Annotated in this window: 22 protein-coding genes; 11 read left to right on the top strand and 11 right to left on the bottom strand. The window is 73.9% G+C overall.

Annotated features, from left to right (window positions below; all coding sequences use genetic code 11):
* Nucleotides 1-71 precede the first annotated feature (71 nt).
* The 4 genes from ACZ4M5_RS13020 to ACZ4M5_RS13005 all read left to right on the top strand — a co-directional run bounded on the left by ACZ4M5_RS13020 (nt 72) and on the right by ACZ4M5_RS13005 (nt 3,564).
* Complete coding sequence (locus ACZ4M5_RS13020) at nt 72-1,970, top strand: CASTOR/POLLUX-related putative ion channel (protein WP_467735982.1); 1,899 nt, start codon at nt 72-74, stop codon at nt 1,968-1,970.
* 117 nt (nt 1,971-2,087) lie between these two features.
* Nucleotides 2,088-2,258, top strand: coding sequence for a DUF5670 family protein (locus tag ACZ4M5_RS13015; protein WP_467735980.1), 171 nt, complete (start codon nt 2,088-2,090; stop codon nt 2,256-2,258).
* An 89-nt stretch (nt 2,259-2,347) separates the two neighbouring features.
* Nucleotides 2,348-2,839 carry a hemerythrin domain-containing protein gene (locus ACZ4M5_RS13010; RefSeq protein ID WP_467735978.1) on the top strand — a complete coding sequence of 164 codons (492 nt, stop codon included), beginning with the start codon at nt 2,348-2,350 and terminating at the stop codon, nt 2,837-2,839.
* Between the two features lie 272 nt (nt 2,840-3,111).
* The gene (locus ACZ4M5_RS13005; protein ID WP_467735976.1) at nt 3,112-3,564 is read left to right on the top strand and encodes a phospholipase; all 453 of its coding nucleotides are present in this window, start codon (nt 3,112-3,114) and stop codon (nt 3,562-3,564) included.
* Between the two features lie 66 nt (nt 3,565-3,630).
* Here the strand turns inward: ACZ4M5_RS13005 and ACZ4M5_RS13000 are convergent, their stop codons facing one another.
* From ACZ4M5_RS13000 to ACZ4M5_RS12990, 3 genes are all read right to left on the bottom strand, one after another.
* On the bottom strand, nt 3,631-4,332 hold the full coding sequence (locus ACZ4M5_RS13000) for a phosphatase PAP2 family protein (RefSeq protein ID WP_467735974.1): 702 nt from the start codon (nt 4,330-4,332) through the stop codon (nt 3,631-3,633).
* A gap of 139 nt (nt 4,333-4,471) precedes the next feature.
* Entirely contained in the window at nt 4,472-6,724 is a 2,253-nt protein-coding gene (locus tag ACZ4M5_RS12995; protein ID WP_467735972.1) for a heavy metal translocating P-type ATPase, read from the bottom strand.
* A 2-nt stretch (nt 6,725-6,726) separates the two neighbouring features.
* Nucleotides 6,727-6,939, bottom strand: coding sequence for a heavy-metal-associated domain-containing protein (locus ACZ4M5_RS12990; RefSeq protein ID WP_467735970.1), 213 nt, complete (start codon nt 6,937-6,939; stop codon nt 6,727-6,729).
* Between the two features lie 191 nt (nt 6,940-7,130).
* Between ACZ4M5_RS12990 and ACZ4M5_RS12985 the strand changes: the two genes are divergently transcribed.
* The gene (locus ACZ4M5_RS12985; protein ID WP_467735968.1) at nt 7,131-8,099 is read left to right on the top strand and encodes a hypothetical protein; all 969 of its coding nucleotides are present in this window, start codon (nt 7,131-7,133) and stop codon (nt 8,097-8,099) included.
* A 3-nt stretch (nt 8,100-8,102) separates the two neighbouring features.
* On the opposite strand, the gene ACZ4M5_RS12980 is transcribed toward ACZ4M5_RS12985, so the two are convergent.
* The gene (locus tag ACZ4M5_RS12980; RefSeq protein ID WP_467735966.1) at nt 8,103-9,938 is read right to left on the bottom strand and encodes a glycoside hydrolase family 15 protein; all 1,836 of its coding nucleotides are present in this window, start codon (nt 9,936-9,938) and stop codon (nt 8,103-8,105) included.
* A 64-nt stretch (nt 9,939-10,002) separates the two neighbouring features.
* The gene (locus ACZ4M5_RS12975; RefSeq protein WP_467735964.1) at nt 10,003-10,782 is read right to left on the bottom strand and encodes a DeoR/GlpR family DNA-binding transcription regulator; all 780 of its coding nucleotides are present in this window, start codon (nt 10,780-10,782) and stop codon (nt 10,003-10,005) included.
* A gap of 116 nt (nt 10,783-10,898) precedes the next feature.
* On the opposite strand from ACZ4M5_RS12975, the gene ACZ4M5_RS12970 reads away from it, so the two are divergent.
* Both ACZ4M5_RS12970 and ACZ4M5_RS12965 read left to right on the top strand, forming a co-directional pair.
* On the top strand, nt 10,899-11,825 hold the full coding sequence (locus tag ACZ4M5_RS12970; RefSeq protein ID WP_467735962.1) for an SIS domain-containing protein: 927 nt from the start codon (nt 10,899-10,901) through the stop codon (nt 11,823-11,825).
* A complete protein-coding gene (locus tag ACZ4M5_RS12965; protein ID WP_467735960.1) occupies nt 11,816-12,676 on the top strand; it encodes a class II fructose-bisphosphate aldolase in 861 nt (286 codons plus the stop codon). Before ACZ4M5_RS12970 ends, ACZ4M5_RS12965 begins: the two co-directional genes overlap by 10 nt.
* Nucleotides 12,677-12,731: 55 nt before the next feature.
* Here the strand turns inward: ACZ4M5_RS12965 and ACZ4M5_RS12960 are convergent, their stop codons facing one another.
* Nucleotides 12,732-13,874, bottom strand: a complete 1,143-nt coding sequence (locus ACZ4M5_RS12960) for a methyltransferase (protein ID WP_467735958.1) — start codon at nt 13,872-13,874, stop codon at nt 12,732-12,734.
* A 182-nt stretch (nt 13,875-14,056) separates the two neighbouring features.
* On the opposite strand from ACZ4M5_RS12960, the gene ACZ4M5_RS12955 reads away from it, so the two are divergent.
* The 4 genes from ACZ4M5_RS12955 (at nt 14,057) to ACZ4M5_RS12940 (ending at nt 17,447) form a co-directional block, all read left to right on the top strand.
* A complete protein-coding gene (locus tag ACZ4M5_RS12955) occupies nt 14,057-14,698 on the top strand; it encodes an alpha-ketoglutarate-dependent dioxygenase AlkB family protein (RefSeq protein ID WP_467735956.1) in 642 nt (213 codons plus the stop codon).
* 35 nt (nt 14,699-14,733) lie between these two features.
* Nucleotides 14,734-15,978, top strand: a complete 1,245-nt coding sequence (locus ACZ4M5_RS12950) for an ROK family protein (protein ID WP_467735954.1) — start codon at nt 14,734-14,736, stop codon at nt 15,976-15,978.
* Between the two features lie 138 nt (nt 15,979-16,116).
* Entirely contained in the window at nt 16,117-17,004 is an 888-nt protein-coding gene (locus ACZ4M5_RS12945; RefSeq protein ID WP_467735952.1) for an NAD(P)-dependent oxidoreductase, read from the top strand.
* 20 nt (nt 17,005-17,024) lie between these two features.
* Nucleotides 17,025-17,447: a PPOX class F420-dependent oxidoreductase gene (locus ACZ4M5_RS12940; RefSeq protein ID WP_467735950.1), complete on the top strand. Its 423-nt coding sequence runs from the start codon at nt 17,025-17,027 to the stop codon at nt 17,445-17,447.
* Between the two features lie 22 nt (nt 17,448-17,469).
* Here ACZ4M5_RS12940 and ACZ4M5_RS12935 read toward each other — a convergent pair whose 3' ends face one another.
* The 5 genes from ACZ4M5_RS12935 to ACZ4M5_RS12915 all read right to left on the bottom strand — a co-directional run bounded on the left by ACZ4M5_RS12935 (nt 17,470) and on the right by ACZ4M5_RS12915 (nt 20,715).
* Nucleotides 17,470-18,378 (bottom strand): phosphotriesterase family protein, encoded by a 909-nt coding sequence (locus ACZ4M5_RS12935; RefSeq protein WP_467736551.1) that lies wholly within the window; start codon nt 18,376-18,378, stop codon nt 17,470-17,472.
* Nucleotides 18,375-18,953, bottom strand: a complete 579-nt coding sequence (locus tag ACZ4M5_RS12930) for a DUF4865 family protein (protein ID WP_467735948.1) — start codon at nt 18,951-18,953, stop codon at nt 18,375-18,377. Before ACZ4M5_RS12930 ends, ACZ4M5_RS12935 begins: the two co-directional genes overlap by 4 nt.
* A 10-nt stretch (nt 18,954-18,963) precedes the next feature.
* Entirely contained in the window at nt 18,964-19,527 is a 564-nt protein-coding gene (locus ACZ4M5_RS12925; protein ID WP_467735946.1) for a TetR/AcrR family transcriptional regulator, read from the bottom strand.
* Nucleotides 19,528-19,674: 147 nt separating this feature from the next.
* Nucleotides 19,675-20,208 (bottom strand): ATP-binding protein, encoded by a 534-nt coding sequence (locus ACZ4M5_RS12920; protein ID WP_467735944.1) that lies wholly within the window; start codon nt 20,206-20,208, stop codon nt 19,675-19,677.
* A 183-nt stretch (nt 20,209-20,391) separates the two neighbouring features.
* A complete protein-coding gene (locus ACZ4M5_RS12915; RefSeq protein WP_369194016.1) occupies nt 20,392-20,715 on the bottom strand; it encodes a hypothetical protein in 324 nt (107 codons plus the stop codon).
* Nucleotides 20,716-21,097 lie beyond the last annotated feature (382 nt).

Genomic DNA, 21,097 nt, shown 5'->3' with positions numbered 1-21,097 from the left:
CGTCCGCGCGCCGCACGCGCACGGCGGCGCCCACCGGCGCACGGCAGGGCCGGGGCGACGGAAGGGGAAGGGTGGCGCAGCGGCGCACTTCGTTCGGTGACCGGGCCCGTTACTGGTTCGACAGCACACTGGCCCGTGGTGCCTCCGCCCTGGTCGGGTGGATGGCACTGCTGTGCCTGGCGGTCGTCGTCCCGGCCAGCGCGGTGGTGGTGTGGACCGACCCGGACGCGCCCGAGGCCCTGCCGGACCGGCTGGGCCAGGTGTGGCACCTGACGGGGGAGACCCTGCGGCTGGGCGGCGCGACCGGCACGCCGCTGCGCGTGACGATGTCGGTGCTGCTCGCCCTCGTGGCGCTGCTGTACGTGTCGACGCTGGTCGGTCTGATCACCACGGCCCTCACGGAACGGCTCACCGCGCTGCGGCGGGGCCGCTCGACCGTGCTCGAACAGGGCCACGTCGTGGTCCTGGGATGGTCGGAGCAGGTGTTCACGGTGGTCGGCGAACTGGTCGCCGCCAACGCCAACCTGCGGCGCGCCGCGGTGGCGGTGCTCGCCGACCGCGACAAGACCGCGATGGAGGAGGCCCTCGGCACGAAGGCCGGGCCCCTCGGCCGCACACGGCTGATCTGCCGCAGCGGCCCCACGACCGACCCGGCCGTGCTGACCCTGACCAGCCCGGCGACGGCCGGTGTCGTGCTGGTGCTGCCCCGGGACGAGCCGGACGCCGACGCCGAGGTCGTCAAGACGCTGCTGGCGCTGCGGGCCGCCCTGGCCGGGGCCAAGAGCCGCCCGCCCGTCGTCGCCGCCGTCCGGGACGACCGCTACCGGCTGGCTGCCGTGCTCGCCGCCGGACCGGGCGGAGTCGTCCTGGAGAGCGACACGGTCACGGCCCGGCTGATCGTCCAGGCCGCCCGCCGCCCCGGGCTCTCCCTGGTCCACCAGGAGCTGCTGGACTTCGCGGGCGACGAGTTCTACCTGGTCGGTGAGGCGTCCCTGACCGGCCGGACCTTCGGTGACGCGCTGCTGTCCTATCCGACCTCCAGCGTGGTGGGGCTGGTGCGCGGCGACACCCCGCTGCTCGCTCCGCCGCCGCAGACGGCCATCGCCGCGGACGATCTGCTCATCGTCATCTCCCGTGACGACGACACGGCCTGGCCCGGCGACTGCGGGCAGTGGGTCGACAAGGCGGTGATGGCGTCCGGCCCGCCGACACCGGCGCGGCCGGAACGGGTCCTGCTGCTGGGCTGGAACCGCAGGGCGCCGCTCATGGTCGACCAGTTGCGCCGCCGCGCCCTGCCCGGGTCGGCCGTCGACGTGGTGGCCGACTGCGGCGAGGAGACGGTCCGGCAGGTGCACGAGTCCGGAGCGCACCACGACACCGGCCTGGCCCTGACCCTCCACCAGGGGGACGTCACCCGTCCCGAGACCCTGCGCCGGCTGGACGTGCACTCCTACGACAGCGTCATCGTCCTCGGCCGGGACCCCGTGCCCGGGGAGACCGCGGACCACCCCGACAACCGCACGCTCGTCACGCTCCTGCTGCTGCGCCAGCTGGAGGAGGCCACCGGACGGGAGCTGCCGGTCGTCACCGAGCTGGTCGACGACCGCAACCGGGCGCTGGCCCCCATCAGCCCGGGCGCCGACGTGATCATCAGCGGCAAGCTCATCGGTCTGCTCATGGCGCAGATCTCCCAGAACCGGCACCTGGCCGCGGTCTTCGAGGAACTGTTCTCCGCCGACGGCACCGGCATCCGTCTGCGGCCCGCGGGCGACTACGTACTGCCCGGGTGCGAGACGGCCTTCGCCACCGTCGTGGCCGCCGCACGCCAACGGGGTGAGTGCGCCATCGGCTACCGCAGCCACGACGAGGCGTCGGCCGGCCCCGGCCACGGGGTACGGGTCAACCCGCCCAAGGCCGAGCGGCGCCGCTGGACGGCCGGGGACGAGGTCGTCGTCGTCGGCCGGGACTGACGGTTTACCGTGCCGTCGAATCGGTCCGTCTGCCCGCCATCCGCCTGGAAAAACGATGCAATTCGGCTGTGTGTCCGGCAGAAGGCCGGGCACCAGGAGTGGCGGAGGTAGACAACGATGATTCCTCTGCTTCTTGTCCTGCTGCTGGCCCTGATCCTTTTCGGCGCCGGATTCGCGCTGAAGGCGCTGTGGTGGATCGCGGTGATCGTGCTGGTGGTCTGGCTGCTCGGTTTCGTGCTGCGCAGCGCCGACAGTGGCGGCCGCCGTGGCCGCTGGTACCGCTGGTAGACCCGGCCGGTCCGTTCCCCGGGCACAGAACGCCGGGAACGGGGTAAAGGGAAAAGGCCTGATTCTCCGTACGAAAGGGGTTCCTGTTCATGGCCGACACGAACGACGTCGTCGAGCTCATTCTCCAGGACCATCGGCGCATGGAAGAACTCTTCCGTCAGATGCGCAGCGTCGAAGCCGACCGTGAGGGTGCCCTGCGCGAATTCTCGGACCTGCTGATCGCGCACGCGCTCGCCGAGGAGTCCGAGGTCTACCCGGCGCTCAAGCGGTACAAGAACATCGACGACGACGAGGTCGAGCACGGCGAGCACGAGCACGAGGAGGGCAACGAGGCGCTTCTCGCCCTCCTCCAGGTGGACGAGGTCGGCTCCGACGAGTGGGACGAGAAGCTCGAGGAGCTGGTCGAGGCCATCACCCACCACGCCGACGAGGAGGAGCGCACCATCCTCAACGGTGCGCGCGAGAACGTGGCGATGGAACGGCGCGAGGAGCTGGGCGTCGCCTTCCTCCGGGAGCGCGAGCGCCGGCTGCAGGCCGGCTGCGGTTCCGTGGACAACGTCCGCAAGATCGTCGAGTCCTGACCCGTAGGGACCGGTACGGCGACCGGCCCCACCCGAAGACCGCGCAGGAGCCCGGACCCACCGGAGGTCCGGGCTCTCGGCGTGCCGGGATCTGACGGGGCGTCCGGTCGCCTGCCGTTTCCCCGGGATCGAGTCGCCTGCCGTTTCCCCGCGATCGACCGGAGTTCAAGCGCTGTTGCGGCGCCGCAGGTGTGAACGTCCAGCGGACGTGGTCATCCTCTTGTCATGAACCTGCGGCCCGATGGACGGGCCGCGGCTGATGGAGGTGTGGGATGCACCGAAGACTCGCCACCGGTCTCGCCACTTCGACCCTGGCCCTCGTCACCGTCGTGGGTACCGCCACGACCGCGAGCGCCGCCCCCGCCGACAAGCCCCAGGTGCTCGCGAGCTGGACGCAGACCAGCGCGTCGAGCTACAACACCTGGGCCGCCGCCCGGGCGAACCAGGCCGCATGGTCCGCGTACGCCTTCGACTGGTCGACCGACTACTGCTCCTCCTCGCCGGACAACCCCTTCGGCTTCCCCTTCTCCATGTCCTGCGCCCGGCACGACTTCGGCTACCGCAACTACAAGGCGGCCGGCACGTTCAGCGCCAACAAGTCCCGCATCGACAGCGCCTTCTACGAGGACCTCAAGCGGGTCTGCGCCGCGTACGGCGGCGCCACGAAGACCTCCTGCAACAGCACCGCGTGGACGTACTACCAGGCGGTGCGCGCCTTCGGCTGACCAGGCGTCGGTCCGAGGAGCCGACCTCGCGGCGGCCGGGCGCACGTGCCCGGCCGCCGCGTCGCCTCAGCGGCGCAGGGCGATCCCGATGCCGAGGCGGGGCCACGAACGGGCCGCCGCCAGCAGGGCCTGCGTCCTCGTCGTCGGGGTGGCCGCCGCCGCGGCCAGGGCGGCCGCGGCACTGGCGATGCCGAGGACCGCGCCCGCCGCCACGTCGCCCGGGTAGTGGACGCCCGTGTGGACGCGTGAGTAGCCGACGGCGCCGGCCAGCGCGCCGAGCGGTACGGCGGCGGGAGGCAGGACGACGCCCACCGCGGTGGCGAACGCGACGGCGGACGCGGTGTGTCCGGACGGGAACGACGCCGAGGTCGGCATCCGTACGTGCCGGTCCACCGTCACCCGGGCCGCCTCCCGGTCCGGCCGGGCGCGGCGCACGAGCCGCTTGCCGAGGAGGTTGGCCGAGGCCGACGCCACGGCGATGGCGCCGACACCGGCGAGGGCGGCCCTGCGCGGCCGCTTCCCGGCCAGGGCCAGCGCGGCGGCGATGCCGAAGGAGATCTTCGAGTGGTCGGCCGCGTGGGACAGATGGCGCAGCGTCCGGTCGAGCGTGGGCGTGGGGGTGGCGGCCACCGCCGCGTACAGGGCCCCGTCCACGGCCCTGAGGTCACCGAGCACGGCCTTCGCCAGCCGTACGGGCCGGCGCGGGGACGGGGCGTCCCCCGGGAGCGGACGAGGGGCGTCCGCGGCTGTGGTCGTCGGATCGGTCATGTGCTTCTCCCCGCAGTGGCCTTCTTCAGCAAGGTACCGGCTCACTCCTGGCGCACGCTCGGCGCCCCCGCGGGCCGGTACCGAACGAGTGCCCGCTCGGCGGACGGTCACCCCGGTGACCGGCGAGTCCGCCCCGTCCTCATCCCGCCGCCCGGAACGTCCTCAGGCGCAGCGAGTTGCCCACCACGAAGACCGAGGAGAAGGCCATGGCCGCCCCGGCCAGCATCGGGGTGAGCAGGCCGGACGCGGCCAGGGGGAGGGCCGCCACGTTGTAGGCGAACGCCCAGAAGAGGTTGGAGCGGATGGTGCCGAGGGTGCGGCGGGCCAGGCGGATCGCGTCGGCGGCGGTGCGCAGGTCGCCGCGCACCAGGGTCAGATCGCCGGCCTCGATCGCGGCGTCGGTGCCCGTGCCCATGGCGAGCCCCAGGTCGGCCTGCGCGAGCGCCGCCGCGTCGTTGACGCCGTCACCGACCATGGCGACCGACCGGCCCTCGGCCTGCAGCCGCTTGACCACGTCGACCTTGTCCTGCGGCAGCACCTCGGCGACGACCTCGTCGATGCCGACCTCCCGCGCGACGGACCGGGCCACCGCCTCGTTGTCACCGGTCAGCAGGATGGGCCTGAGCCCCAGCGCGCGCAGCCGGGTGACCGCCTCCGCACTGGTGTCCTTCACCGCGTCGGCGACCTCCAGCACGGCCCGTGCCGCACCGTCCCAGGCGACCACGACGGCCGTGCGCCCGGCCACCTCGGCCGCCGCCCGTGCCCCGGCCAGCCCGGGCGGCAGTTCCATGGCCCACTCAGCCAGCAGCCGCTCACGCCCGACGAGCACGGCGTGGCCGTCGACGACGCCCTGCACGCCGAGTCCGGGCACGTTGGCGAAGTCCTCCGGCGTGGGCAGCGTGCTCAGCTTCTCCAGCGCCGCGTCCGCCACGGCCCGGGCGACCGGGTGCTCGGAGGCGTGCTCCAGGGCGCCGGCCAGCCGCAGCACCTCGGCCTCGTCGGTGCCGTCGGCGGTGTGCACGGCCAGCAGGGTCGTCCGGCCCGTGGTGACCGTCCCCGTCTTGTCGAGGATGACGGTGTCGACGCGGCGGGTGGACTCCAGTACCTCGGGGCCCTTGATGAGGATGCCGAGCTGGGCGCCGCGGCCGGTGCCGACCAGCAGCGCGGTCGGGGTGGCCAGGCCGAGCGCGCAGGGGCAGGCGATGACGAGGACGGCGACCGCGGCGGTGAAGGCCGCCGTCAGTCCGGCGCCGTTGCCGAGCCAGAAGCCCAGCGTGCCGAGTGCCAGGGCGATCACGACCGGCACGAACACCGCGGAGATCCGGTCGGCGAGCCGCTGCGCCGCGGCCTTGCCGTTCTGCGCGTTCTCCACCAGCCGCGCCATACGGGCCAGTTGGGTGTCCGCGCCGACGCGCGTGGCGCGCACCACGAGTCGTCCGCCGGCGTTGACCGTGGCGCCGGTGACCGCGTCGCCCGCCCCCACCTCCACGGGCACGGACTCCCCGGTGAGCATCGAGACGTCCACGGCGGAGGAGCCCTCCAGGACCGTCCCGTCGGTGGCGATCTTCTCCCCGGGCCGGACCACGAACCGGTCCCCGGCCCGCAACCCTGCCACGGGGACCCGCCGTTCACGGCCGTCCCCGCCCAGCACGGTGACGTCCTTGGCGCCGAGTTCCAGCAGTGCCCGCAGCGCCGCCCCCGCCCTGCGCTTGGCGCGCGCCTCGAAGTACCGGCCGGCCAGGATGAAGGCCGTGACGCCCGCGGCGGCCTCCAGGTAGATGTTCCCGGCACCGTCCGTGCGCTCGATGGTCAGCTCGAACGGGTGGGTCATGCCGGGCGTGCCCGCGGTGCCGAGGAACAGGGCCCACAGCGACCACAGGAACGCGGCCGAGACCCCCACCGAGATCAGCGTGTCCATGGTGGCGGCGCCGTGCCGGGCGTTGGTGAGCGCCGCCTTGTGGAAGGGCCACGCCGCATAGGTCACGACGGGCGCGGCGAGCGTGAGCGACAGCCACTGCCAGTACGCGAACTGCAGCGCCGGGATCATCGCCAGGGCGACGACGGGTACCGCCAGCAGCACGGCGGTGATCAACCGCTCGCGCAGCGGCCGCAGTTCGTCGGCGCCGGCGCCGGCACCGGGCGGGCCGGGCTCACCCGGGGGTGCCGGCTCCTGGGCGGTGTAGCCGGTCGCCTCGACGGTGGCGATCAGGTCGTGCACGGAGACGTCGCCGGTGTAGCCGATCCTCGCCTTCTCCGTGGCGTAGTTGACGGTGGCGGTGACCCCCTCCATGCGGTTGAGCTTCTTCTCGATGCGCGCCGCGCAGGAGGCGCAGGTCATGCCGCCGATGGCGAGCTCGACCTCGGTGTCGGTGCCGGTCGGGGCGGTGGTCATGGTCAGGCCCGTCCGGTCAGCTCGTAGCCGGCGTCGTCGACGGCCCGTGCGACGGCTTCGTCGTCCGGCTCGCCGGGTCCGGTGACGGTGACGCGTCCGGCGGCGAGGTCGACGTCCACGCCGCTGACGCCGTCCAGCTCACCGACGGCCTCGGTCACCGCGGTACGGCAGTGGTCGCAGGACATTCCGGACACGGCGTAGGTGGTGGCGGGCATCGGGTGCCTCCTCTGAGAGTTCCACGAATACGGTACGGGGGTATCCGCACCTCGGTTCCCTGTATACCCCCACCGGGTATGCGAGGCAAGTGCGAAGTCAACTTGACTTGGTACCCCCTGGGGGTATGGTGAGCTGCATGGAGACCCCGCACCAGCGGGAGTGAACCCGGTACCCGAAGGAGCCGACGGCCATGAACACCGGACTGAAGATCACCACGTTCGCCGTCGCCCTGGCCGCGACGTTCGGCACGGCCTACGGCGTGGGGCAGGGGATCGACCCCGTCGTGGCGGACGACCCGCCCCGGCACGAGGACGAACACCCCGGCCCCTCCCGGCACCCCGCGGAGCCCGGCCGCGGCCACGCCGGGCACGGCACACCCCCGGCCGGCGGACTGCAGATCTCCGAAGGCGGTTACACGCTCGACCTGCAGACCCCGCGCGTCACCGCGGGCCAGCGCTCCGACCTGCGCTTCGCCGTGCGGGACGCCGCCGGGCGCGCGCTCACCGCCTACCAGCGCGAGCACGACAAGGAACTCCACCTCATCGTGGCCTCACGGGATCTGGTCACCTACCGCCACCTGCACCCCACCCGGGCCGCGGACGGCACCTGGAGCACCCCCGTCGACCTGCCCCGCGCCGGCGGCTATCGCGTCTTCGCAGACTTCACCCCGGCGACGAAGGGCGCCGGCAACCTCACCCTGGGCGCCGATCTCGCCGCCATCGGCGCCTACCGGCCGCAGGACCTCCCCGCACCGAGCGCCGAGACCACCACCGGCGGCTACGAGGTCGAACTGGCCGACCGGCTGAACCCGGGCCGGGCGAGCGAACTGAAGCTGACGGTCTCCCGCGACGGCCGGCCCGTCACCGACCTCCAGCCCTACCTCGGCGCCTACGGCCACCTGGTCGCCCTGCGCGCCGGCGACCTCGCCTACCTGCACGTCCACCCGAACGGCGAACCCGGGGACGACTCGACCCGCCCCGGCCCGGAGATTTCGTTCACCGCCACCGCCCCGAGCGCCGGGTCCTACCGCCTCTTCCTCGACTTCAAGCACGAGGGGCAGGTCCACACCGCGGCCTTCACCGTGCGGGCCGGGCGGACGGCACCCGCGACGGACACCCCCCAGGGGCATCCGGACGACGGGCACGGGCACGGGCACTGAGCCTCAGCCGAGGGCCCGGTCCAGGCTGAACGCCGCGCTGATCAGGGCGAGGTGGGTGAACGCCTGCGGGAAGTTGCCCTGCTGCTGCCCCGTGTGGCTGATCTCCTCGGCGTACAGGCCGAGGTGGTTGGCGTACGTCAGCATCTTCTCGAAGGCGAGGCGGGCGTCGTCGATCCGGCCCGCGTGCACCATGGCCTCGACGTACCAGAACGAGCAGATGGAGAACGTGCCCTCGTCGCCGCGCAGCCCGTCCGGGCTGGAGCGCGGGTCGTAGCGGTAGACCAGCGAGTCGGACACCAGGTCCTCGGTGAGGGCGTCCAGCGTCGACAGCCACTTCGGGTCGCGCGGGGCGATGAACTTCGCCAGCGGCATCATCAGCACGGACGCGTCCAGCACGTCGGCGCCCTCGTACTGCACGAACGCCCGGCGCTCCTCGGACCAGCCCTTGCTCATGATCCGCCGGTAGACGGTGTCGCGGCACTCCCGCCAGCGGGGCAGGTCGGCGGGCAGCCCGCGCCGGTTGGCCATCCGGATGGCCCGCTCGACGGCCACCCAGCACATCAGCCGCGAGTACAGGAAGTTCTTGCGCCCGCCGCGGGTCTCCCAGATGCCCTCGTCGGGCTGGTCCCAGTGCGTGCACACCCAGTCCACCAGGGCGCACACGTCGTCCCACTGGTCGCTGGAGATCGGCTGGGCCCACTTGTCGTACAGGTAGATGGAGTCGATGAGGGCCCCGTAGATGTCGAGCTGGAGCTGGTCGGCCGCGGCGTTGCCGACCCGGACCGGCGCCGAGCCGTGATGGCCCTCCAGATGGTCCAGCTCCCGCTCCGGCAGGTCGGTGCGGCCGTCGATGCCGTACATGATCTGCAGCGGCCCGGAGTGCGCGCCGTCCCCGGGGCTGACGTGCCGGCTCACGAACTTCATGAACGCCTCGGCCTCGCCGGAGAAGCCCAGCCGCAGCAGGGCGTAGACGCAGAAGGCCGCGTCGCGCACCCACACGTACCGGTAGTCCCAGTTGCGCTCACCGCCGAGGTGCTCGGGCAGGCTCGTCGTCGGCGCGGCCACGATCGCCCCGGTCGGGGCGTAGGTGAGCAGTTTCAGCGTGAGGGCCGAGCGGTGCACCATCTCCCGCCAGCGGCCCTTGTACCGGGAGCCCGCCAGCCAGCGCCGCCAGTACGCCACCGTGGCCGCGAACTGCTCCTCGGCCTCGGTGCGGGCGCAGTGCCGGGGCGTCACGGCGCCGCCCACCTTGTCCAGCGCGAACACCGCCGTCTCGCCCTCGCTCAGCTTGAAGTCCCCGCACACGTCGGGGCCGTCGGCCTCCAGGGGAACGGTCGCCGTCAGCGCCAGGGAGACGTCTCCCGACTCGAACAGGGCCACCTCGCCGGTCAGCCGCACGGTGTGCGGGCGCATGCCGTAGTCGAACCGGGGAGCCACCCGGGTACGGAACGGGACCGAGCCGCGCACGCACACCACCCGGCGGATCAGCCGGTGGCGCTCGGCCTCCGACGACTCGCCGTCGACCGGCATGAAGTCCTGCACCTCCCCGAGACCGTCCTCGGTGTAGAAGCGCGTGATCAGGACGTTGGTGTCCGGGAAGTAGAACTGCTTGGTGCGGGCCGGTACGGACGCCGCCAGCTCGAAGCAGCCGCCGCGCTCGGCGTCCAGGATCGAGGCGAACACACTCGGCGCGTCGAACGCCGGGCAGCAGTACCAGTCGATCGTGCCGTCGGTCCCCACCAGCGCCACGCTGCGCAGATCACCGATCAGCCCGTGCTCGGCGATCGGCACGTACCGCCGACCACCCGGTCCGCCGCTCTCTTCCGCCGTCACGCCCATGACAGCCTCCCTGGCCCGACAGGCGCCTGCGTCCCAGCCTAGGGCCCCCGCGGCGAAGTCGCCCTCAGACGGTCACGACGTGCAGTCCCGCCTCCTCGAAGTCGCGCACCGCGCCCGGGTCGGCGGCCGTGTCGGTGACCAGGGTGTCCACCGTGCCGACCGCGCAGATCCGGGCGAACGCCCGCTGTCCCAGCTTGCTGGAGTCCGCCGCCACCACCACGCGCTCCGCCCGTTCGCACAGCAGCCGGTTGACCGCCGCCTCCGCCTCGTCGTGGGCCGCGGCGCCGTGCCGGACGTCGAAGGCGACCACGCCGAGCACCGCCACGTCGACGGTGATCTGCCCCAGCACGCCGTCCGCGAGCGGCCCCACCAGCTCGTAGGACTGGGCCCGGGCCACCCCGCCCGTCAGCACGATCTTGAACTGCGGCCGCACGGCCAGCTCGCTCGCGATGTTCAGCGCGTTCGTCACGACGGTCAGGGCCGGGGTGCCCGACGCCAGGTCCCCGCGCACGGCAAGGGCCCGGGCCACCTCGGTGGTGGTCGTCCCGCCGGTCAGGCCCACCGCCTCACCGGGCGCCACCAGGTCCGCCACGGCCTTGGCGATCCGCTGCTTCTCCGAGGCGCGGCGGGCCGTCTTGTAGCGGAGCGGCAGTTCGTACGACACCCCGTGCACCACGGCACCACCCCGGGTGCGCACCAGCATCTGCTGCTCCGCGAGCTGGTCGAAGTCCCGGCGGATCGTCGCCGCCGACACCCCGAGCTCGCGGGCCGCGTCCTCGACGTCCAGCCGGCCGCGCTCCACCAGCAGTTCCAGCAGCGCCTTCCAGCGGGCATCGCGCGACATCCGCACCTCCACTCTCGATCTCCGGGCGACCCTAGCGCACCGGTCGGGCCCCGATGCTTGATGATGTTCGAAACAAGGCGCTATCTTGCAGGAACAAGCAGACCGGAGGGTGCCGTATGACGCATGTCGAGGACGAGCTGACCAGCCAGCCGGAGTGCTGGGCCCGCGCCGCCTCGGAGGCACCGGGTCACGCGCGGGTGCTGCCGGCGCCGGGGGAGCGGGTCGCCGTCGTGGGCTGCGGCACCTCGTACTTCATGGCGCAGGCGGCCGCCGCCCTGCGCGAGGGCGCGGGCCAGGGCGAGACGGACGCCTTCGCCGCCTCGGAGTTCCCCCACGGCCGTGCCTACGACCGGGTCGTCGCCCTGACCCGCTCCGGCACCACCACCGAAGTCCTCGAACTGCTGGGCCGATTGACGGGCCGCACCCGCACCACCGCGATCACCGCCGACCCCGGCACCCCCGTCGCCGGCGCCGCGGACGACCTGGCCGTCCTCGACTTCGCCGACGAACGCTCGGTCGTGCAGACCCGGTTCGCCACCACCGCCCTCACCCTGCTGCGCACCCACTTCGGCCTGCACCCCGACCGCGCGGTGGCCGACGCCCGCACGGCACTGGCCGACCCGCTGCCCGAAGGACTCGCCGACTGCGGCCAGTTCACCTTCCTGGGCCGCGGCTGGACCGTCGGACTGGCGAACGAGGCCGGTCTGAAGATGCGGGAGGCCGCGCTGGCCTGGGCGGAGGCCTATCCGGCGATGGAGTACCGGCACGGCCCGATCAGCGTGAGCACCTCGGGCACGGCGACCTGGATGCTCGGTGAAGCACCGGACGGACTCGCCGAACAGGTGCGCGCCACCGGCGCGTCGTGGATCAGCGGCGAGCTCGACCCGCTCGCCGAACTCGTCCGCGCCCAGCGCCTGGCGGTCGCCGTCGCCGCCGCCCGGGGCCTCGACCCGGACCGCCCGCGCCACCTCACCCGCTCCGTGATCCTCACCCCTGACCCGCCGGACGCCCGCCTCCCCACCCAGGAGACCCCGTGCCCCTGACCACCACCGGCGAACTCGTCACCCGCGCCGCCGCGGCCCGTTCGGCCGTCGCCTCGTTCAACGTCATCACGCTGGAGCACGCCGAGGCCGTCGTCGCCGGCGCCGAGTCCGCAGGGGCCCCCGTGGTCCTGCAGATCAGCGAGAACGCCGTCAAGTACCACGGCAACCGGCTGCTCCCACTGGCCCGCGCCGCCGCCGCCTGCGCCGAACAGGCCGCCGTACCGGTCGCGTTGCACCTGGACCACGTGTGCAGCGACGCCCTGCTGCACCAGGCCGCCGACGCCGGCTTCAGCTCCGTGATGTACGACGCGGCCCGCCTGCCCTACGACGAGAACCTCGCCGCGACCCGGGCCGCGGTCGACTGGGCCCACTCCAGGGGTCTGTGGATCGAGGCGGAGCTCGGCCGGATCGGCGGCAAGAACGGCGGGGCCCCGCTGGACGCCCACGCCCCCGGTGCCCGCACCGACCCCGACGAGGCGCGCGTCTTCGTCGCCGACACGGGCGTGGACGCCCTGGCCGTGGCCATCGGCAGCTCCCACGCCATGACCACCCGCACCGCGGCCCTCGACCAGGCCCTGCTCAAACGCCTGTCCGCCGCCCTGGACGTGCCGCTCGTCCTGCACGGCTCCTCCGGCGTCCCGGACGCCGAACTCACGGCCGCGATCGCCGGGGGCATCACCAAGGTCAACATCGGCACGGCCCTGAACCTCGCGTTCACCGGCGCGGTCCGCGACTTCCTCGCGGCGCACCCCGACGCCGTCGACCCGCGCGGCTGCCTGACCGTGGCACGCGAGGCGATGACGCAGTCGGTGGCGAGGACCCTGCGGACCCTCGGCGCCGCTACCGCTTGACGCCCCTCGCCGCTCCCTTGACGCCCCTCGCCAGCACCCCTACCGCCCTTCGCCGCTACCGTTTCACGGCCTTCAGCACCACGAACTTTGGGTCGCTCGCGACCAGCGTGCTGTTGCCGAACAGCCTGCGCAGCGTGACGTGGTAGCCCAGATGACGGTTGCCGACCACCCACAACTCACCGCCCGGCCGCAGCGCGCGCCGCGCCCCGGTGAACATCCGCCGGGCGGTGGCGTCCGTCGTCGCCTGGTGGGAGTGGAACGGCGGATTGTTGAGCACCAGGTCGACACTGCCCGACGCCACCCCGGCCAGCCCGTCGCCGACCCGGAACTCCGCACGCCCCGGCACGCCGTTGGCCCGGTACGTCGCCTCAGCCGAGGCCACGGCCTGGAACGACTCGTCCACGAACAGCACCTCGGCGCCCGGGTCGGCGAGCGCCACCGCCGTCCCCACGACCCCGTTGCCGCACCCCAGGTCCACCACCCGGCCGCCCCGGCCCGGCGGCAGATGGCGCAGGAAGAAGCGCGTGCCGATGTCCAGCCGGTCGGCGCAGAACACCCCGGCGTGGTTGACCACCGTGCGCCCCGCCACCGGCCCGGCGTCGTCCGGCAGCGCGTACACGTGGGGCCACGGACCCGCGGGCCGCTCCAGCGCCGGGTCGGGGGTGCAGAAGATCAGGCGCGCCTTCTGTTCGGCGAGGGAGGTGCGGGTGGGGCCCAGGATCCGCTCGAACAGCCGCAACGTCGAGGTGTGGATCTCCTTGACCATGCCCGTGCCCACCACGACCGTCCCCGCGTGCACGGCCGGCGCCAGCCGCAGCAGCTGGTCCTCCAGCAGTGCCAGGCTCTTCGGCACCCGCACCAGCAGCACGTCGACCCGCTCCGGCGGCGGATCCTGCGTGGTGAGCAGCCGCACCGCCTCAGCGTCGGCACCGGCCCGGGCGAGATTGGCCCGCGTCGCCTCCTGCGTCAGATAAGAGTCGGTGATCTGGACCGGCCGGTGGTCCGCGAGCGCGGTGACCAGCGCACCCCACCGGTCACCGACCACCACGACCGTCCCGGACAGCGGCACCCGCTCCCCGGCCAGGTGCCTCAGCAGATACGCGTCGGAGGCGTCCCAGGCGCGCAGCCGGTCACGCGGGTCCTCGGGGAAACGGGTCAGCGCCAGTTCGCCCCACGGGGTCGTCATACGGTCGTCCATCGTGCGACCAGGTTAGGGCCTGTCGTTCGGGTCACGCCGCAGAGGCGGGGACCGGCACGCACATCTGCCGCGTTGTCGTCGCTCACCGGCGTCGGCAAGCGCTGCCGATGCCCTGCGCCGTGATCCGAACGACAGGCCCCGGCCGAGCCGCCCATCGGCCCTGGTCGGGCACCATGGAGGGCATGGACGCCGAGCTGTTCCCCCGCGAGCGCGCGCAGATCGCCCCGGGAGCGGTGCACGTGCCCGGCTGGCTGGACGCGCGCGACCAGCGCGAGCTGGTCGAGGCCTGCCGCGCCTGGGCCCGGCCGCCCGCCGGGCTGCGCACCGTCCGCACCCCCGGCGGCGGCACGATGAGCGCCCGGCAGGTGTGCCTGGGCTGGCACTGGTACCCCTACCGCTACGCACGGACCGTTGCCGACGGGGACGGAGCCCCGGTCAAGCCCTTCCCCGGCCTCCTGGGGGACCTGGGCCGCCGCGCGGTGCGCGACACCCTCGGCGGACCGGACCCCGCCTTCGACATCGCGCTGATCAACTTCTACGACGCCGACGCTCGGATGGGCATGCACCGCGACAGCGACGAGAAGGCGGACGCGCCCGTGGTCTCGCTGAGCCTCGGCGACAGCTGCGTCTTCCGCTTCGGCAACACCGAGACCCGCAACCGGCCCTGGACCGACGTCGAGCTGCGCAGCGGCGACCTGTTCGTCTTCGGCGGCCCCTCCCGGCTCGCCCACCACGGGGTGCCCCGCATCCACCCGGGCACGGCACCGCCCGGGCTCGACCTGAGCGGGCGGCTCAACATCACGCTGCGGGTCAGCGGCCTGTAGCCGCCGACGCGGCGGATCATGGGAGACTCGCCCTCATGAGCGGGAAGGCGGACCCCCGGCCGGGGGACGGGAGCACCACGAGGACGCGGCTCGACCGGGGGCGCGCGGCGCTCGGACCCGCGCTGGAGCTCGTGCACACCGGACGGGCGCCCACCCGGGCCGTGCTCACCGCCGAACTCGGGGTGACCCGCGCGACGGCCGGTGCGGTCGCCGCCGAACTGGAGGCGCTCGGCCTGATCCGGGTCGACGCCCGCCCCGGCGCCGCGGCCGGTTCGCAGGGCAGGCCCTCGCACCGCCTGTCCGTCGCCGAGGACGGGCCCGTCGCGCTCGCCGCGCAGGTGCACGCCGACGGCTTCCGCGCGGCCCTGGTGGGGCTCGGCGGCCGGATCGTCGCCACCGCGCCCGGCTGCGAGACCGTCGACGCCGACCCCGCGAAGGTGCTGGCCTCCGTCGTCACCGCCGGGGCCGAGCTGCTGCGTGAGACCGGACGGCGGTGCGTGGGAGCCGGCCTGGCCGTGCCGTCGGCCGTCGCCGAACCCGACGGACTGGCCCTCAACCCCCTGCACCTGGCCTGGCCCGCCGGAGCGCCCGTGCGGGACATCTTCGCCGAGCAGGTCCGCGCGGCCGGCCTCGGCGGGCCCGCGTTCGCCGCGAACGACGTCAACCTCGCCGCGCTCGCCGAGCACCGGCACGGCGCCGGACGCGGCGCCCGCGACCTGCTGTGCGTGGCCACCGGGCACCGGGGCGTCGGCGGCGCCCTCGTCCTCGACGGCCGTCTGCACCGCGGCAGTTCCGGTCTCGCCCTGGAGGTCGGCCACCTCACCGTGCACCCCGAGGGCCGTCCCTGCCACTGCGGCAGCCGCGGCTGCCTCGACGTCGAGACCGATCCGCTGGCCTTCCTCACCGAGGCGGGACGGGCACCGGGCCCCGAGGTGTCCCTGCTGCAGCAGTCGATCGACCTGATCCGCCACCACTACGACGACCCGGCCGTCCGCACCGCCGCCGAAGCCCTCATCGACCGCCTGGGGCTCGGGCTCGCCGGGCTGGTCAACATCCTCAACCCGGACCGCATCATCCTCGGCGGCCTGCACCGCACCCTCCTGGACGCCGACCCGGCCCGCCTGCGCGCGGTCGTCGCCGACCGCAGCCTGTGGGGGCAGAGCGGCGGTGTGCCCATCCTGGCCTGCACCCTCGACCACAACAGCCTGGTCGGCGCGGCGGAACTGGCCTGGCAGCCGGTCCTGGACGATCCCCTCGGGGCCCTGGCACGGCAGGGGTGACGGCCCCCCGGCGCGCACGGGGCGCCGCATCCCCCGGCGGACGCCGTGCATGATCCCCGCGCCGGGGGGACCCGTTCACCGGACGACGCCCGTCCCGCGGGCAGCACACCCGACCGCACGACCGAGGAAGTCGACACCATGACCGACCAGCTCACCGTCAGCGTCCTGGGCACCGGCATCATGGGCGCGGCGATGGCCCGCAACCTCGCCCGCTCGGGGCACACCGTGCGGGTCTGGAACCGCACCCGGGCCAAGGCCGAACCGCTCGCCGCCGAGGGCGCGCACGTCGCCGGCACTCCCGCCGAGGCGGTCCGGGGCGCGGACGTCGTCCTCACGATGCTCCACGACGGACCCGTGACCGAGGCGACCGTGCGCGAGGCGGCACCGGGCCTGCGCGCCGGCACCGCCTGGGTGCAGTCCACCACCGCGGGCGCCGAGGCCGTCGCCGGTCTGGCCGCCCTGGCCGGTGAGCACGGGCTGCTCTTCTACGACGCGCCGGTCCTGGGCACCCGGAAGCCGGCCGAGGACGGGCAGCTGACCGTGCTCGCGGCCGGGCCCGCCGAGGGCCGGGACACGGTGACGCCGGTGTTCGACGCCGTGGGCGCCCGCACCGTGTGGACCGGCGAGGACGGGGCGGCGGGCAGCGCGACCCGGCTGAAGCTCGTCGCGAACAGCTGGGTCCTCGCCGTCACGGCCGCCGCCGGGGAGAGCCTGGCGCTCGCCGAGGCGCTGGACGTCGACCCGCACGCGTTCTTCGACCTGATCGCCGGCGGCCCCCTCGACATGGGCTATCTGCGCGCCAAGTCCGGCCTCATCCTCGAAGACCGGCTCACCCCGCCCCAGTTCGCGGTCGGCACCGCCGCCAAGGACGCCCGCCTCATCGCCCGGGCCGGCGCGGACCACGGCGTCCGCCTGGACGTCGCCGAGGCCACCGCCGCCCGGCTGGAGCGGGCCGCGGCGCAGGGCCACGCCGACGAGGACATGGCCGCCGCCTACTTCGCCAGCTTCGACGACCACTCCCGCTGAGAGACCCAGGAGGTTCCCGCATGTCCAAGCCGCCGCTGCCGCCCGAGGCCGAGACCCTGCTGGCCCGGCCCAACCCGTGTGTCATGGCCACACTGCGTTCCGACGGTGCACCGGTGACCACCGCCACCTGGTACGCCTGGAAGGACGGCCGGGCGCTGATCAACCTCGACGCGGGCCGCGTCCGCCTCAAGCGCCTGCGCCGCGACCCGCGCGTCACCCTCACCGTCCTCGCCGGGGACGACTGGTACACCCACGTCACCCTCATCGGCCGTGTCACCGAGATCTACGACGACGAGGACCTGGCGGACATCGACCTCCTCGCCCGGCACTACACCGGCGGGCCCTACCCGGACCGCGAACGGCCGCGGGTCAGCGCCTGGGTGGAGGTCGACCGCTGGCACGGCTGGGGCTCGATGAAGGACAGCGACCAGCCCGGCGGCTGAGGCGGACGGGCGTGCGCGGTGCTCAGTGCCACGGCACCGCGAACGCCCGTCCCGGGTTCTCGGTGAGGATGCGCCCGACCAGTTCCTCGCCCACCGCGTGGACGAGCCGGGGCCGGACGCGGCGCAGCAGGTGAGGCATCCCTGGGCCGCCGTCCACCGAACGGGCGGCGGCCGTCGTCGTGTCCGCGCCCAGCAGCAGCCGGTCGCCGAACCCGGCGTCCGCGAGGGCCCGCACGGCGTCGGGCATCCGCCAGTCCGTGGCGTGGTGGGCGCGTGACGGGCCGTCGAACGCCAGGTAGCAGCCGGATTCCGCGACCTGCCGGTGCACCACGGGGTCCGGGGAGCGGTTCAGGTGCCCGAGCACGACCCGGTGCGGTGCCACGCCCAGGTCCCCGCACAGCAGGTCGAGCACGTCCGGCGCCGCGGTGCCGAGCTCCAGGTGCACGGCGATCGTCGCGCCCGTCGCGTGATGCGCCTCGGCCGCCGCCCGCATGGTCCAGCGGGCGTGCGCGTCCAGGGCGTGGAAGCCGCCCGCGACCTTGATCAGCCCCGCTCGCACCCCCGACGTCCCGATGCCCTCGGTGAGTTCGGCCACGAAGACCTCGGCCAGCCGTCCCCGGAGCCGGTCCAGGGTGCCCTCGTCGTAGTGCACCGCCTGGTGGAGGCCGGTCGCCGCCACCACGTGCACGCCCGTCTCCCGGGACAGCGGCGGCAGATCGGCCGCCCGCCGCCCGAGCCCGTACGGAGTCCACTGCACGACGGTCCCGCCGCCCTCCTCCCGGAACGCCGTCAGCTCCGCCCGCGCCGCCGCGAGGCTGCGCAGCTCCTGGCCGGGCAGCCGGGGGGTGCCGAAGAACAGGTGGTCGTGGGCGTCGCACACACCCAGGTCGCCGGGGGACACGTCCCCCAGGACCGTCCGGACGGTGGTCACCACTGACGGCCCCGGGGCAGCCGTCCGCGTCCGGGCGCCGACAGGTGCAGCACCTCGAACACCTCGTCGCCGGCGCCGGCCGCCGCGTGCTCCCGGAGGGAGAAGTGCAGCAGCTCCCAGCGGCTCGTGTCGACGGCCGCCGCGGCGAGCACGGTCCCCTCCTGCGCGGCCAGCCGCCGGGCTTCGTCCGCCGCGTCCCGTGCCACCTCGGCCAGGGGCTCCCCGGCGGGGAACGCGTGCCGCCGGCGCACCGCGAATCGGGCGTGCGTGCCCGCCCCTTCCTCGTACGCCAGGCCCGTCCACTGAAGGGCCGAGGGCCGTCCGAAGTCGTCGCTGACGCCCTGGAAACCGCCGCCCCACAGGAAGGAGTTCATGCCCTCGACGGTGTTCCACAGGTAGAAGGGCGCGTACTGGTTGACGGCCGAGCCGCGCACGCCGCGTTCGCGGATCAGGTAGGCCTTGAGGCCCAGTCCGTCCCAGTCGTCCAGCAGGTGTCCCCGGCGGGCCACCCGGTCGCGGACGATGCCCATGTCGTAGTCGGCGGGCAGGGTGAGCTCGTACTGCATGGCGTGCACGGCGCAGTCCTCAGGGGGTCGGCGGTGTCAGCAGGGAGAGCAGTCCGCGCACCCCCGCGTCGAACGCGGCGGGGGAGCCGGAGGCCCGGGCGAGGACGTAACCGCCCTGCACCGTCGCGACGACGGCGGCGGCGATCTCCGAGGCGTCCAGGGCGGACGCGAACTGGCCCTGTTCCTTGCCCTCTTCGACGATCCCGGCGATGCGCCCGCGCAGCCAGTCGAGCGTCTCGCCCACCGGGGCCCGCAGTTCGGGACTGGCGATGACGTCCGGGTCCATGGTCAGCCTGCCGACCGGGCAGCCCCGCAGCACGTCCCGCTCCCGCCGGAGATACGCCTCGACACGCTCGTAGGGCGTGCCCGGGCCGTCGAGGATGTCGGCGGCGGTGGTGCGCATCTCCTCGGCCGTACGCCGGATGGCGGTCTGCGCCAGGTCGGGCTTGCCCTTGAAGTGGTGGTACATGCTGCCCTGCCCGGCGTCCGCCCGCGCCAGGATCGCCTTGGGGCTGGTGCCCACGTACCCGCGCTCCCACAGCAGTTCGCGGGTCGACTCGATCAGCCGCTCAGAAGTGCTCACGGCCGCTACTGTACATACCAGTAGGTACAGAGTCGAGGGCCGCCGCCGGGTGGCGCACGCCCCGGCGGCGCGCCCGGCGGGGCGCGTCAACCGGTACGCGGCGTACGCCACCCGGCGGCCGTCGTGCGAACGGTGGTCACCGCCCGGTCAACCGGCAACGGCGGACCGGGCGGGAGCATGGTCGGGCAGGAGCCCGTCGGTGGAGTGCCCGACCTCCGCGAACCTGCGCACCGGTTTCTCCTTGACGGCGTGGCGCGTCCGGCGCGACGGCGTGGCCAGGGCGGTGGAGGCGGTCGGCAGGGTGAACCACACGACCTTGCCGGACTCGCCGTCCGGCCGGACGCCCCAGCTCTCGCTCATGGCGGCGACCATGGCGAGCCCGCGTCCGCAGGTCGCCAGCGGTTCGGCGTCGTCGACGACGGGCATCCGGGGGTCGCCGTCGCGTACCGAGACGGTGAGCCGGTCGAGCAGCAGCTCTATCTCGACGGTGCACGTCTTGTCCGGCTGTGCGTGGCGGTGGACGTTGGACAGCAGCTCGGTCACACCGAGCGAGGCCCGGTCGATCAAGGGGTCCAGATGCCAGTAGCGCAATTGCGCAGATACGATTCTGCGGACCTGGCCGATCCGCGACGGCAGGGCCTGAAGCTCCACCGTGCAGTGCCTGCTCGGAATGCTGATCACGGCTGCGACTCCCCGACGTGAGGTCCGGAAGAACACGGAGTTCGGATCCAGCAGGGCGTCTTCGTGGCACTCTCGCCCGCTGTCGTGGCCGGCGGGCTGGTTCGCAGCGTTATCGCCGGTAAACCCAGAGTGACGTGAGACCAGAGTGGCGCAAGGGGTGAGGTACCGCAACTCGCGTGCATCTCAGTCGTCACGCCCCGACGCCCGGCGCACGGCCTCGATGAAACGCCGTGCGGCCGGCGGTCCCGGCTCGCCCGGGGCGGGGTCGTGATCGCCCAGGGTGAGCAGGTACCGATTGCCGTTGAGATCCGCCGTGGCCCGGTCATCGGGACCGAACCAGGGTTTGGAGGCGCGGACGGCCTGGACCGGAGCGCTGTCGATCTCGCTGCCGTAGCTGGTGAGCAACTCGAGCCGGCCGTCGCTGATCCGGACCTGGCCGGCCCGGGTGAGCGAGCGCAGCCGCTTTCCGATCCGCACGCCCGTGGCGCTGAACTCCGGCTCCGCCATGCCACCCGCCCCCTTGTGCGTCTCGGCGCACCGCCCCCGCTGCACGCGGAGTGCGGTACGGGCTCGTTCGCGATCCAGTGTGCCCGTCCGGTGTGTCCCCGTCTCCGGCCGCGGCGCACCCGAGTTCCGGTGGTGCGCCGTGCCCGGGACCGCGGTTCCGGCGCAGTGCCCGCGGCGGTCGACATCCCCGCCGTCACCCCGCCCGGAGTCCCGGTCCCGCGGTGCAGTCTGCCCCTGCCCGGCGTCGAGCACCAGTGCCCGCGAGACCCTGGCCGGGGGGCGCCCGCAGCACACCCGCCGATGCGCCCCCGGGTGTGCGCGCCCCCTTGCACCGGCCCTGCCCCAGGGGGCGCTTTGGGGGGCTCAAAGATGCGTTTATGCA

The organism is Streptomyces sp. NPDC026246 (assembly GCF_055567995.1).
The sequence above is the reverse complement of the archived record's forward strand: the minus strand, read 5'-3'. Positions and strand labels throughout refer to the sequence as shown.